This is a genomic window from Herpetosiphonaceae bacterium, from assembly GCA_036374795.1.
Classification (GTDB): Bacteria; Chloroflexota; Chloroflexia; order Chloroflexales; family Kallotenuaceae; genus LB3-1.
In genome coordinates this window covers 1-13045 of sequence record DASUTC010000127.1, presented here as the reverse complement: position 1 = coordinate 13045, position 13045 = coordinate 1, and the positions used below count along the sequence as shown (strand labels likewise).

Sequence of the window (13045 nt, the reverse complement as noted above, 5' to 3'; positions counted from 1 at the left end):
CCGAGGCCAAGGGCGTGCTGACGAACCTTGGGCCGATGGCCGCGTTTCGCGCGCCCGGCTTCGTCGAGGGCATGGTCGGGCTGGAGATCGCGATGGATCGGCTGGCGCACAGGCTGGGCATGGACCCGCTGGAGCTGCGCTGCAAGAACATTCCCGACATCGATCAGGACGAGAACAAGCCCTTCTCGTCGTTTCCGCTCGCGGAGTGCTACCGGCGCGGCGCGGAGGCAATCGGCTGGGAGCGACGGTCAAAGCCCGGATCGCAGACAGGCCAGCGCTACCGGCGCGGCATCGGCATGTCCTCGCAGATCTGGTGGGGCGGCGGCGGCCCTCCGGCCTACGCGGAGATGCTGCTCAACAGCGACGGCACGGCGACAGTCATGACCGGCTCCCAGGATCTCGGCACGGGCACCCGCACGATCCTGGCACAGGTCGCCGCCGAAGAGTTCGGGCTGCCGCTGGATCAGGTCAACGTGACGATCGGCGATACACTGCAAGGCCCGTTCGGCCCGGCGTCGGGAGGCTCCGTGACGACCGGATCGATGACGCCTGCGGTCCGCTCCGCCGCCAACGATCTGCGCAAGACCGTGTGCGATATTGTGGCGCAGATGAAGGAGGTGCCCAGGGAGGAGATCGAGTTGCGCGGCGGCATGATCTACCGCCGCGACGAGCAGTTGCTCAGCGTCAAAGACCTGATGGACACGCTCGGCGACGTAATGCTGACCGGCAAAGGCTCGCGGGGGCCGAATCCTGAGGAGTTTTCGGTGGTGACATCGGGCGCGCAGTTCGCCGAGGTCGAGGTCGATACGGTGACGGGACGGGTGCGCGTGCTCAAGGTCGTAGCCGCTCACGACTCGGGGCGGATCATCAACCCGCAGACCTTTAACTCGCAAATCTACGGCGGGATCATCCAAGGGCTTGGGTTCGCCCTTACCGAAGAGCGCATCGTCGATCCACAGTTTGGTACTGTACTCAACCCGAACCTGGAATGGTACAAAATTCCTACAGTTGCCGATGTACCTCAGATCGAAAACCTGCTGATCGACATTCCAGACACAAAGGCCAACTCGACCGGCGCGAAAGGCGCGGGCGAGCCTGGGATCATCCCGACAGCGGCGGCGATAGCCAATGCCGTCGCGAATGCGCTCGACGTACACGTTACCGAACTTCCGATCACGCCCGCGCGCGTTCTGGAAGCGCTGGAGCGGGCGTAGAACCAGTCGTGGGGCTGTGCTCCAGTGTTCTGTGGTTGCGTACTCAGACGAGGTGGATCTACGTCGGCGATCGTTTCAACCCACCTGATGGAGGAACAACGTATGCGCTACGCGATCAACCTGCCGAACGTCGGAGAGTACAGCGACCCGCAGATCTTGGCCGAGATCGCCCATGATGCCGAGGCAGCGGGCTGGGACGGAGTCTTTGTCTGGGATCATATGCTGGTTTCGATTGTCCCGCCGTTGCCCGCGACCGATCCCTGGATTGCGCTGGCGGCGATTGCGCTGAGCACCGAGCGAGTCAAGATCGGGCCGATGGTGACGCCGCTTGCCCGCCGCAATCCATCCAAGGTCGCGCGCGAGCTGATCACGCTCGATCGGCTGTCGGGCGGGCGGACGACTCTGGGCGTTGGCCTGGGAGCGCCCGTGGAGTCCGAGTTCGAGGTGTTTGGCGAGGAGAGCGACGCGAAGATCCGGGCGGGTAAGCTTGACGAGGCGCTGGAGGTGGTTGCCGGGCTGTGCAGCGGACAGCCGTTTCAGTACAGCGGGCAGTACTACCAGATCCAGGAGACGGCCCTGGCGCTCAAGCCGATCCAGCCGCACATTCCGATCTGGGTCGCCGGGTGGTGGCCCAACAAAGCGCCGATGCGCCGCGCCGCTCGCTGGGACGGCGCGTATCCGGTCGAGGTCGAGGTAATCGACGGCGAGCTGAAGGTGTTTCAGATGTCGCCGGATACCGCGCATACCATCGTCGAGTACATTGGTCGGCATCGCACGACCGCAGCGCCGTTCGATATGGTGGTGAGCTACGACTTCCCCGCCGACGACCCGGCGAAGTGCGCTGAGGTCGTGCAGATGTATGCCGAAGTTGGCGTTACCTGGATGATTCAGGAATTTATGCCCTGGGGCACGACGCCCGCGCAAACGCGAGAGCGTGTGTGCCAGGGGCCGCCGCTGGTGGAATATCATGTGAGCGGCTCGTTGCTGTAGCGCCCATGCGCTGGATCCGCGCCTGCGGCAGCAAGCGATGACTCTGCCGCAGGCCGGTTCAGGCCGCTGCATGGCTCCTGTGATCGAGCGTGTGCGCGCCGATGAGCCGCCGAACTGGAGAAGGTATGCATCCGTTTATACATATTGATGTCGCAAACGTGGACGAGGTGATCCCGCTGCTGAGCGCGACGAGCCGCCCGATCGCCGGTGGTACCGACCTGCTGCCGCTGATGAAGGAGGGCATCGCCGCGCCGGAGCGGTTACTGAATCTCAAGCGGGCAGCCGAGCTGCGCTATATTCGCCGCGACGACGATGGCCTGCGGATCGGCGCGCTGACGACGCTGGACGATCTGGATCGCCATCCCGACGTGGCGCAGGACTACCCCGCGCTGGCGCGGGCGGCGGGCGAGTCCGCATCGCCGCAGTTGCGCACTATGGCTACGCTCGGCGGCAACCTGCTTCAGCAGGCGCGCTGCTGGTATTATCGGGGCGATTTCCAGTGCTGGCTCAAAGGCGGCGATACCTGCTTTGCCCGCGAGGGACGGAACGAGTACCATGCGATCGTCGAGCAATCGCCGTGTGTTGCGGTCTATCCATCCGATCCGCCCGCCGCGCTCATGGCGCTCGATGCCAGCCTGCGGATCGTCGGTCCCCGGCGCGAGCAGACCATCTCGGTCGCCGAGTTCTTACAGCCACCGACGGATGAGCGGCGCGCGATGCATACCCTGGAGCCGGACGAGTTGATCGTGGAGGTCGTGCTTCCGGCACCGCGTGGCCGGAGCGTCTATCTTAAAGCGATGGATCGCGCCGCGTGGGCCTACGCGCTCGTCAGCGTCGCCGCCGTGGCCGAGATCGTCGATGGCCGAGCCGAGCAGGTGCGGATTGTGCTGGGCGGCGTTGCCAACACGCCGATCCGCGCTACCGAGGCCGAGGCGCTGCTCGAAGGGCAGACGCTGACCGAGGATCTCCTGCGACGCGCCGGAGCGGCGGCAGTTGCTCGCGCGCAGCCGCTAGCGCACAACCGCTATAAGCTTGCCTTAGCCCGCAATCTGGTGACGCAAGCCTTCCGCGATCTGCAAGCATAGCCTGGCCGAGTTTCAAGTTTCAAGTTTCAAGTTCCTGGTTCTTGGTTCTCGTTCTGTGCGCCGGGTGCCGTGCCGGGGTACCATGTCGGGTGCCCTTTGGGCATGGCACCCGGTCTGGCACCCGGTTCTTGGTTCTTAGTTCTTTCGTTCCTTCCTCGATTCTGCGCTGCCGACCGAAGCGTCGATCCAGCTTGCCTGATGCTCCCGATCGGGCAAGTCCTAGCCGACGAAGGGCAACCGTTCGCTCTGCGCCTTGACGTTTGCACTATTGCAACTCGCTCAAAGCAAGCGATACTGATGTGACAGGCCGGGACATCGTTGAACATAGGGATTCCCCCCAACCTGCTGTTTAGCCTTATCCAGAGCAACAATTATGGATCGTTTTAACAACGTCAGTATTCGTACGCAAGTCTTGCTGGTTTCGTCGATCCTCTTAATCATCATCGTAGTCATGGCGGCGGTGGTCTACCGTGAGATCGCGAGAACCGAGCAGCGCCAGCAGTTGGTCGCGCAGACCGTCGATGTCATCGGCAGCACCGATGCGATGCTGCTGCAACTCGTCAGCATGCAAAGCGGATTTCGCGGCTTTCTGATCAATGGAAGGAATCCGTTTCTCCAGCCCTACACCAGCGGCTACGAAGCCTATAGCAGCTATCACAGGCGTCTGCTGATGCTGGTCAGCGATAATCCATCGCAGGTGGAGCGCCTCAAGCGCATCGATCAAGCCGTGCAAGATTGGAATACCAATATCCTTCAGCGCGGGATCAGAATGCGCGAGCAGGTGACGGCAGGCCAGGCACCGAGTAACCAGATCGAAGGTTTTATCACCTCTGGCCTGGACAAAGCGCTGTTCGACGAGGTTCGCCAGGAGATCTCCAATTTTCGCATCGTCGAGTCGGGTCTGCTTCAGCAGCGGGATCAGGAAGCAAAGCGCGCGGCGAGCCAGTTGATCGCGACGCTGTTCGGCAGCGCGCTGGTGGCGCTCCTGGTCGGCCTGGGAGCATCGGTCGTCATCTCCAACAACATTGCGCGGCGCGTGCGTCTGGTGGCGCAGGCGGCGACTGAGATGGCGCATGGCAACATGACGGCGCGCTGTGAGGTTGCGCCATCGCGCGATGAAGTTGGCCGGATGTCGGTCGCGTTCAACGCGATGGCCGCGACGATCCAGCAGCGCACCGGCGATCTTGAGGCGAAGAACAGCGCGCTTCAGCAATCGAACGAGCGCCAGCAGCAGCTCTTCGAGACGATTCAGCAGCTATCGACGCCGCTCCTGCCGGTGCTGAAGGGCCTTGTCGTGCTGCCGATCGTCGGTCATATTGACACCAGACGCGCTGATGATATTATGCGCACACTCTTGCACGGCGTGGCGGAGCAAAAAGCCAGGGTTGCGATCCTGGATGTTACGGGGATTGCAACGGTGGACACACACGTGATTCAATTGCTGCTGCAAGCTGTCCAGGCCACAGAGCTCCTTGGCGCGCGCGTGCTGATGGCGGGTATTACAGCGCCCATGGCCCAGGTGATCATCACGCAAGGGATCGACCTCCGGCATCTACGGACATACAAGGATCTGCGCTCGGCGATCGAGTCGGTGCTACCGCCGTCGATCGATAACGGCTCCGGTTTCGCGCTGGCGCGGGCCGATGAGATGTAGGCGCGGAGTACAGGAACAAGCGAATCGGGTGCCCGCTGGGCGCACAAGGGAACAAGGAAAGAACGAACCCAGGCCGTTGTGCTCTTGTGATCTTGTTCTTTTGCTCTTCGCCCAAAGGTGGAGCGGACGGTATGCAACCTCTAGCCGGCATTACGGTGCTGGACTGTACGCGCGTTCTGGCGGGGCCGTACTGCACGATGCTGCTCGGCGATCTCGGCGCGGATATTATCAAAGTCGAACAGCCCGGTCGCGGCGACGAAACGCGATCCTGGGGGCCGCCGTTTGTCGGCGGCGAGAGTCCCTATTTTTGGTCTGCCAACCGCAATAAGCGCAGCCTGACGCTCGACCTGGCTCGCTCGGAGGGCCGCGCGATTTTCGAGCGGCTGGTGGAGCGCAGCGCGATTCTGGTGGAGAACTACAAGGTCGGGACGCTGGAGCGCTGGGGCTTCGACGAGCCCAGGCTCCGCGCGATCAATTCGCGCCTGGTTCACACGGCGATCACCGCCTATGGCGCGGACGGACCGAAGGCGCACCAGCCCGGCTACGATTTTTTGCTGCAAGCTGAGAGCGGCTGGATGAGCATCACCGGCGAGCCAGAAGGCCAGCCGATCAAGGTCGGCGTTGCGCTGGTGGACGTGCTGACCGGGCTGTACGCCGCGACGGCTACGATCGCCGCGCTGCGCGCCGCTGAGACGAGCGGCCAGGGCCAGCGCGTGGACTGTTCGCTGCTGCGCTCGGCAGTTTCCGGGCTGATCAATGTCGGCAGCGGCTACCTGGCGACGGGCATCGAGCCGCGACGCTGGGGCAACGCCCACGCGACGATCGTGCCGTATCAGCTCTTCGAGGCCAGCGACCGGCCTCTGGTGCTCGCCGTCGGCAACGATGAGCAGTGGCGGCGCTGCTGCTCGGTGCTCGGACACGAGGAGTGGTCGGTCGATGCCCGTTTCGCAACCAATCCACAGCGCGTGACGAACCGCGACCTGCTGATCCCGCTGCTGCAAGCGATCTTCAAGATGCGTCCTGCCGCCGACTGGCTATCGGCGCTCGCAGCGGCCAGGGTTCCGGCCAGCGCCGTCAACACATTGCCGCAGGTCTTTGACGATCCGCAGGTTCGGCAGCAGCGGCTGCGCGTGCCGGTTGCACATCCCACCGCCGGAATAATCGATCTCCCTGGTATGCCTTTTGAAGTAGCGGACATGTCGAGCGAGATTCGGCTGCCGCCGCCGTTGCTGGGGCAGCATACCGAGGCTATTTTGCTGGAATCCGGCTATACATCAGATGAGATTGCGGCATGGCGAAGCGCAGGCGTGGTATGAAAGACCAAGAGATGATCGTGCCGGGCGTGACCCACGCAGGGCTGGCGGCGCTGCTGGAGCGCCACGGGCTGGGGGCGCTCGAATCTGTGGCCTACGACGAGCAGACAACGTCGCTGCTGGTCAATCAGACGTTGGTCGTGCGCTGTCAGCCCGACGCAGCGCGGCGCTCGCTGCTGCTCAAGGAGGCGCTGATCTACCGGCGGCTGCATCGCGGAACCGATGTGCCCTGTCCCAGAGTGCTGGCGCTCGACACGCAGCGCGATCTAGTCGACTGTGATGTGCTGGTGCTCGAACAGATCCGAGGCGTGATCGGCAGTACCGTCTGGCCCCATCTCGACTCGGTGCAGCGCGAGCAGATCTCGGAGGAGCTTGGGCGGATCTGCGGCTCGCTGCATCTGCTGCCGTGGTCGGTGTACGGCGATCTCAGCACCGACGAGCACGGCGTGCGCTCGGCGTACTGGATCGATATTGTGATGCAGAAGACCTGCCGGGCCTATGAGCGGGCCGCAAGGCTCGATCTGCTGCCGCCGCGCGTTCTGGATGCGTTTGTGACGACGATCAACGACAGCGATTCGATCTTGTGCGCGGCGGATCAGCCGGTGCTGACGCATACCGATCTGGGGCTGTGGAACGTCGTGCTGCGTCAGGACGGCGCGCGCTGGCATGTCGCCGCGATCGTCGGCTGGGATGCGGCGATCACCGCCGATCCGGTCTGGGAGTTTGCGCCGCTGTGGAGCGCGCCGATCGCGAACTATCCCCTGCCCGACGCCTTTATGTATGGCTACAGAGAGCGGCGACCGCCGCCGCACGACCTGCGCATCCGTCGGCGCATCTACCGCATTATCCATCATCTTGAGCAGGCGCTAGAGCTGCGCGGTCAGGCTAACGCCGATGCCGAGCTGATCAACGTCTACCTGACGGCGGTCGGTCAATTGCTGACGCCGCACTAGCTCTGCGCCGCGATACATGTGTATTGGTGTTTCTGGATCTGCGATCGACCGGAGTGTGCTTAGACTGTCTCAAGCATCTGGCGGTACACCTCGTAGTAGCGCCGCGCCAGCGCCCGCTGCGTGTAGTGGTCGAGCGCGCGCTGGCGGCCTTTCCGCGCCAGCTCCTCGCGCAGACGCGGCTGCTCGACCAGACGCCTGATCTGCGCGGCCAGCGCCGTCGCGTCGCCCTCGCGAAAGATCAGCCCCGCCTCGCCGATCACATGCGGAATCTCGCCGCTGTCGGAGCCTATGGTCGGCACGCCCGATGCCATCGCCTCGATCAGGACCCGGCCAAACTGTTCTTTCCAGCGCGCCGTCGTGTGCGACGGCAGCACAAAGGCGTGCAGGCGGCGCATCTCGGCGGGCACGTCGCCTGATGGAACGCGGGGCCGAATCGCCACACGATGCTGCATGTCCAGTTCCGCGACACGCACCGCGATCCGGGGCAGCAGCTCGCCGTCGCCGATCAGCAGCAGATGGACGAAATCCGGCAGCAGCGCCAGCGCCTCGATCAGATCGAGCACGCCTTTGCTCTCCACCATCCGACCGAAGTACCCGATCCGAAACGGCTCGGTGGGCAGCGGCTGGTCGATGGGATGAAACAGCTCAGGATCGACGCCGAACTGTGGCAGGACATGGATCGGCCCCTCGTAGCCGTGCCGCTCGATGATCAGCGCCGCCTCGTGGTTGCCCGCAATCGCGGCGGCGGCATGCTTCAGCGTGTAGCGCTCGAAGGTCGAGAAGGGCGGCGGGTAGCGCCGATCGATGTTGGCCCAGTTGTAGAAGCAGCATTTCGCGCGATGCTGCACGCCAAGCTGCATCGCCTGAAACGTCGCGAAGTTGAACGACTCTTCATCGATATGAAAAATATCGGGCTGGATCAGCTCGACCAGCCGCCGCAGGCCGGGGTAGAAGTGCAGGTGAAAGTGGCCGTTGAGCCACATCGGCAGCACGGCGAGTTGGTAGCCTGCGGTGTAGCGGCGCTCAAGCGGCACCGGCCCGACGCCCGGCTCCTGCCACACGGGCGGCACCGCGACCGTGAGCTCGACATCCGGCAGCAGCGCCAGCTCTTCGGCCTTGCGCTGGTAGGTTCCTACGACCAGCGCTTTTGAAAGCATCAAGATCTTCATCGCACCTAATTCGTCCCAAAAGAGCTAAAAATTGTCACCAGCAAGCGTTCCATGTTGATCAGCGGCGCGCATGCCGCTCGTAGATCGCCAGCGTTTGCTCGGCGGTTGTTTGCCAGTTGAACTGGCCCGCGCGCCGCAAGCCGCGCTCGGCAAGCTCCGCCCGCCAGTCCGCATCACGCAGGACTCGCGCCAGCGCGCTGGCCCAGCCGTCCACGTCTTCGGGCGAGAGTGGCACGCCGCCATCCCCCACGACCTCGCCGACGCTGGTAGTGGCGGAGGCCAGCACGGGAGCGCCGCACTGCATCGCCTCTAGCGGCGGCAGGCCAAAGCCCTCGTAGCGCGATGGGAACAGGAATGCCTGGCAGCCGCTCATCAGCGCCGCTTTCTCCGCGTCGCTCACCGGCCCCAGCAGCGCGACATCGGCGGCGATCTTTTCCTCTAAAATCACCCGGTGGATGTCGGGGAAGAGCGCCGATTGGCTCGTCGGCAGCCGCCCCGCAATCGCCAGCACCACCCGATGATCCAGCATTCGCCGGGTACGCGCAAATGCGCGGATCGCGGTGGCAACGTTTTTGTGCGCCTGAAAGCCGCCGATATACAGCACATAGGGATCGTTCAGCCGAAAGCGCCGGGCTACCTCGGCAATCGTCTCGGCGGGCTGCGGCTGAAGCGTCGGCGCGGCGGCCAGATGTGTCACCACGACCCGATCGGCGGCGATGCGCAGGTGGTCGACAACGTCCTGCTTGGTGTGCCGCGAGTCGGCGATGATCGTCGACGCCCGCCGGGCGCTGCTGGCGGCCAGACGCATGTAGAGTTGAACGGCACGACCGCCGCGATTACCCGGCACGAGCACGGGAATAAGATCGTGGACCGTGACGACTGTTGGCACGCGCGGGAAGCGCGGCGAGCCGAAGTAGGGCACATGCACCAGATCGACGCGCAGCTTGCGGCAGACCTGACCAATCGCGATCTGCTCGAACCAGACTTTTGCCAGGTTTTCGTTGCGGCCATCGAACGGCGTCGGCATCAGCACGGTCTGGATATGCGGCAGCGAGGGCTTCTGCGAAAGACGGTAGCGCGGTATAACGAGGATGAAACGGTGCCCGTGGGGCTGAGCCGAGAATTGTTCGATCAGGTTGTGCAGGTATTGGCCGCTGCCGACGTGTGGCTCCGTCCAGAACATCCCGCTGATGGCGATCCGCATAGATCCCTGTGATTGCTAAAGGCCGACATGCCGCACGTATTCTAGCATAGGAACATGATGCTATAATCGGGCGGCAAATATAGAGCAAAGAAACAAAAGAACAACGGCTTAAATTCGTTACTCTCTTGTTCCCTTGTTCCGTTGTTCTTTGAGGAGCATCTATGCTGACGATCGAACAAATTATGGAGATTATTCCCCACCGTCCGCCGTTTCTGCTGATCGACCGCATTCTGGAGCTTGAAGAGGGCAAGCGAGCGGTTGGCCTGAAGCAGGTGACGATGAACGAGCCTTTTTTTCAGGGGCATTTTCCGGGACAGCCTGTTATGCCCGGCGTGTTGCAGATCGAGGCGCTGGCGCAGGTGGGCGCGGTCGCGATCTTGAGCCAGCCGCAGAATAAGGGCAAGATCGCGATGTTTGCCCGGATCGATGGCGCTCGCTTCCGCAAGCCGGTAACGCCCGGCGATAGCCTGCGGCTGGAGGTGTCGCTCGACAAGATCAAAGGGCCGATCGGCAAAGGCAAGGGCGTGGCAACCGTCGACGGCGTGGTGGTGACGGAGGGCGAGTTCACCTTCGCGCTCGCCGCTCGCCCGGAGTAGCCGTGCGCACGAGCCTGATCACGCTGCTGACCCGTCTGCTGCGGCTGTGGTTTCGGCAGAAGCAGCCGCCTCTACCCGCCGCGCCGCGCTCGATCCTGATCCTCAAGCCGTGCTGCCTCGGCGATGTGCTCCTGACAACGCCGCTTGTCGCGGCGATCCGTAGCGCCTATCCCGGCGCGCACCTGATCTACGCGGTCGGCACCTGGGCCAGCCCGATGGTCGCCACCAGCCAGCATATCGACGAGACGTTAATCCTGCCGGAGCGCTGGACGCCCGGTTCGCTGCTTGCGACGGCGCGCGTGTTGCACCGGCTGCGGATCGATCTGATCTTCGTGCCCGATCGCTCGCCGATGCTGACGCTGCTGGCCTGGCTCAGCCGCAGCCCGGTGCGAGTTGGGCTGGATAGTGCCGGACGCGGCTTTGCCTATACCCATCGCGTACCTGTCTCGTCGCTCGTGATCCACGAGGCCGATCTGTATAGCCAGCTTGCGGCTGCCGCTGGTCTGCCAAAGCCGCCACGTCGGCTGTTCTTCTTCCCCGGCGCGGAGGCGGAGCAAGCGGCTGCGGCGATCGTCGCCCGGTACCGGGCTACTGACGGGCCGCTTGTGGTGCTGCATCCCGGCGGCGGGCAGAATCCGGGCATGACGCTGCCGCGCAAGCGCTGGCTGCCGGAGCGCTGGGCAACCGTCGCTGATGAGCTGATCAGAGTCTATAGCGCGTGTGTGCTTGTTGTCGGCGGGCCGGGCGATCAAGAGGCGGTCGCGACGGTGATCGCGGCCATGCGCGAGCCTGCTATTCCACTGGTTCGGCGGTGGGATTGGGGCGAGCTAGGCGCGCTGCTCGGTCGATCCGATCTATTCATGGGCCATGATACCGGCATGATGCATCTTGCAACGGCGGTCGGAGCGCCGGTTGTGGCGGTCTTCGGCCCAAGCGATCCGCAGATCTACGGGCCGTACGGTCAGCGCGCGGCGTATGTCTGGCGTCCGACCTACGAAAGCCCATGTTTTTATGAGGGTGCTGCCGTGCCGGATTGTCCCTGCGCGATGCAGTGTATGCGCAATGTCGAGGTCGCGGATGTGCTGCAAGCAGCTCGGCGGCTGCTAATGTTGGAGCAAAAGGAAGCATAAGATGCGTCGAATACCCGTGTTGCAAATAGGACTCGGCGGCGTGGGCCGGGCGCTGGTCGAGCAGGTCTTGCACTTTAATGAGCACCTGGGCGGTCAATACGGCTTTCGGTTCGCGTTCGTCGGTCTGGCCGATCGTCAGGGCGCGATCATTGCCGATGAGCGCATTCCACCGGCAGTGCTGTTGCAGGCGCTCGCAACGAAACAGTCCGGCGGCTCGCTTGCCGATGTTCCCGAAGGCGGCCCGCTGAACGACTGGCGCAACCTGCTGACGCCCAGCCCATGCCTGCTGGTCGATGTGACGGCTCAGGATGGCGCGGAAGACGGCTTGATCGCGGCGATCGAACAGGGCTATCGCGTGGTGCTCGCCAATAAAAAGCCGCTGTGCGCCAGCTTCGACGCCTTCCGCTCGCTCACCGCCGGGGGCTATGCCCGCTACGAGGCGACCGTCGGCGCTGGCCTGCCGATCATCTCGACGCTGCGCTCGCTCCTCGACACGGGCGACTCGATCGAGCGCATCGAGGGCTGCTTTAGTGGGACGCTTGGCTTTCTGATGAGTCAGCTTGAGCAGGGCGTGTCCTTCTCTGAGGCTGTGCGCGATGCGCGCCAGCGTGGATGGACTGAGCCCGACCCACGTGACGACCTGAGTGGGACGGACGTTGCGCGTAAGGCGCTGATCCTGGCACGCACCAGCGGCCTCTCGTTCGAGCTGGCAGATGTGGCAGTTGAGTCGTTGTATCCCTCGGCGCTGGCGGATCTGGGCGTCGAAGAGGCTATGCAGCAGCTTCCCTCGCTCGATCAAGAGTACCGCGAGCGGTGGGCGGCTGTGACAGACGAAGGTAAAACGATGCGCTACACCGCCCAGGTATCGGCGGCTGGACTCAAGGTTGGCCTGGCGGCGGTGATGCCTGATACGCCCGTTGGCAGCCTGCGCGGGCCGGATAACCTGGTTGTGTACCACACGCGACGTTACGCCGAGCGACCATTGAGCGTGCGCGGTCCGGGCGCTGGGACCGATGTAACCGCAGCGGGTGTGCTATCCGATATGATTGCGTTTGCTCGTGAGTGGGCTGTTCGCTAGGCGAAATGTGGAAATAGCGCTCTGGAATGAGCTAAAAGATGAAATTAAAAACGACTTGACAAAGTTTTTGTGTGTGGTAAACTAACGCGCGTTGTCAATGAGCTTCTCATGACAGCCCTGTGAAAGCAGGATAAACAAGTCCGAAGTAATCGGCTTGACAAGTGCGAGTGTCGGTGGTACACTTCACTGGCTGTCGCAATGACAGCGCTACGTCTAGTTCTGTACAACACAGAGCAGACAACTACAATAGGCAATCCGTCGAGCGGTGTCATAGCACCCTCGATTTTTTGTCGCCTATGTAGCTTTTGCACCTGACCAATTGACGTGTGATGCGTGAACCTGTTTAGATAGCCAGATTGCAGGTCATTGATGTGTGGAATAGACTCCACCACTGATGACGAGTTTGATCCTGGCTCAGGATCAACGCTGGCGGCGTGCCTAATGCATGCAAGTCGCACGGCTGGGCTTCGGTCCAGCAGTGGCGAACGGCTGAGGAACACGTGCGTACCTGCCCTGCCGTGGGGAATAACGGGTGGAAACACCCGCTAATACCGCGTACGCTCACTTTTCGGAGTGAGGAAAGCCTTCGGGCGCGGTGGGAGGGGCGCGCGGCCCATCAGGTTGATGGCGGGGTAACGGCCCACCATGCCACTGACGGG

The 13045-nt window shown here is 63.2% G+C and carries 11 protein-coding genes and 1 rRNA gene; 10 read left to right on the top strand and 2 right to left on the bottom strand.

Annotated features, from left to right (window positions below; genetic code table 11):
- From VFZ66_09035 to VFZ66_09010, 6 genes are all read left to right on the top strand, one after another.
- A partial coding sequence (locus VFZ66_09035) for a molybdopterin cofactor-binding domain-containing protein (GenBank protein ID HEX6289321.1) occupies positions 1-1214 on the top strand: 1214 nt, incomplete at its 5' end.
- A 102-nt stretch (positions 1215-1316) separates the two neighbouring features.
- Entirely contained in the window at positions 1317-2204 is an 888-nt protein-coding gene (locus VFZ66_09030) for an LLM class flavin-dependent oxidoreductase (protein ID HEX6289320.1), read from the top strand.
- Positions 2205-2329: 125 nt separating this feature from the next.
- Positions 2330-3289, top strand: coding sequence for a xanthine dehydrogenase family protein subunit M (locus VFZ66_09025; protein ID HEX6289319.1), 960 nt, complete (start codon positions 2330-2332; stop codon positions 3287-3289).
- A gap of 373 nt (positions 3290-3662) precedes the next feature.
- Positions 3663-4943, top strand: a complete 1281-nt coding sequence (locus tag VFZ66_09020) for a CHASE3 domain-containing protein (protein HEX6289318.1) — start codon at positions 3663-3665, stop codon at positions 4941-4943.
- A gap of 131 nt (positions 4944-5074) precedes the next feature.
- On the top strand, positions 5075-6259 hold the full coding sequence (locus tag VFZ66_09015; protein ID HEX6289317.1) for a CoA transferase: 1185 nt from the start codon (positions 5075-5077) through the stop codon (positions 6257-6259).
- Entirely contained in the window at positions 6256-7209 is a 954-nt protein-coding gene (locus VFZ66_09010) for a phosphotransferase (GenBank protein HEX6289316.1), read from the top strand. Before VFZ66_09015 ends, VFZ66_09010 begins: the two co-directional genes overlap by 4 nt.
- A gap of 59 nt (positions 7210-7268) precedes the next feature.
- Here the strand turns inward: VFZ66_09010 and VFZ66_09005 are convergent, their stop codons facing one another.
- Together VFZ66_09005 and VFZ66_09000 are read right to left on the bottom strand one after the other, a co-directional pair.
- The gene (locus tag VFZ66_09005) at positions 7269-8378 is read right to left on the bottom strand and encodes a glycosyltransferase (protein ID HEX6289315.1); all 1110 of its coding nucleotides are present in this window, start codon (positions 8376-8378) and stop codon (positions 7269-7271) included.
- Between the two features lie 58 nt (positions 8379-8436).
- Positions 8437-9582, bottom strand: coding sequence for a glycosyltransferase family 1 protein (locus VFZ66_09000; protein ID HEX6289314.1), 1146 nt, complete (start codon positions 9580-9582; stop codon positions 8437-8439).
- 161 nt (positions 9583-9743) lie between these two features.
- Between VFZ66_09000 and fabZ the strand changes: the two genes are divergently transcribed.
- From fabZ to VFZ66_08980, 4 genes are all read left to right on the top strand, one after another.
- On the top strand, positions 9744-10178 hold the full coding sequence (gene fabZ / locus VFZ66_08995; GenBank protein ID HEX6289313.1) for a 3-hydroxyacyl-ACP dehydratase FabZ: 435 nt from the start codon (positions 9744-9746) through the stop codon (positions 10176-10178).
- Between the two features lie 2 nt (positions 10179-10180).
- A complete protein-coding gene (locus VFZ66_08990; GenBank protein ID HEX6289312.1) occupies positions 10181-11308 on the top strand; it encodes a glycosyltransferase family 9 protein in 1128 nt (375 codons plus the stop codon).
- Between the two features lies 1 nt (position 11309).
- A complete protein-coding gene (locus tag VFZ66_08985; GenBank protein ID HEX6289311.1) occupies positions 11310-12386 on the top strand; it encodes a hypothetical protein in 1077 nt (358 codons plus the stop codon).
- A gap of 391 nt (positions 12387-12777) precedes the next feature.
- Positions 12778-13045 (top strand): 16S ribosomal RNA (locus tag VFZ66_08980); the annotation flags it as partial.

Coding starts and splice junctions, on each gene's coding strand:
- VFZ66_09030 (HEX6289320.1), top strand. CDS start 1,317: ATGCGCTACGCGATCAACCTGCCGAACGTCGGAGAGTACAGCGACCCG.
- VFZ66_09025 (HEX6289319.1), top strand. CDS start 2,330: ATGCATCCGTTTATACATATTGATGTCGCAAACGTGGACGAGGTGATC.
- VFZ66_09020 (HEX6289318.1), top strand. CDS start 3,663: ATGGATCGTTTTAACAACGTCAGTATTCGTACGCAAGTCTTGCTGGTT.
- VFZ66_09015 (HEX6289317.1), top strand. CDS start 5,075: ATGCAACCTCTAGCCGGCATTACGGTGCTGGACTGTACGCGCGTTCTG.
- VFZ66_09010 (HEX6289316.1), top strand. CDS start 6,256: ATGAAAGACCAAGAGATGATCGTGCCGGGCGTGACCCACGCAGGGCTG.
- VFZ66_09005 (HEX6289315.1), bottom strand. CDS start 8,378: ATGAAGATCTTGATGCTTTCAAAAGCGCTGGTCGTAGGAACCTACCAG.
- VFZ66_09000 (HEX6289314.1), bottom strand. CDS start 9,582: ATGCGGATCGCCATCAGCGGGATGTTCTGGACGGAGCCACACGTCGGC.
- fabZ (HEX6289313.1), top strand. CDS start 9,744: ATGCTGACGATCGAACAAATTATGGAGATTATTCCCCACCGTCCGCCG.
- VFZ66_08985 (HEX6289311.1), top strand. CDS start 11,310: ATGCGTCGAATACCCGTGTTGCAAATAGGACTCGGCGGCGTGGGCCGG.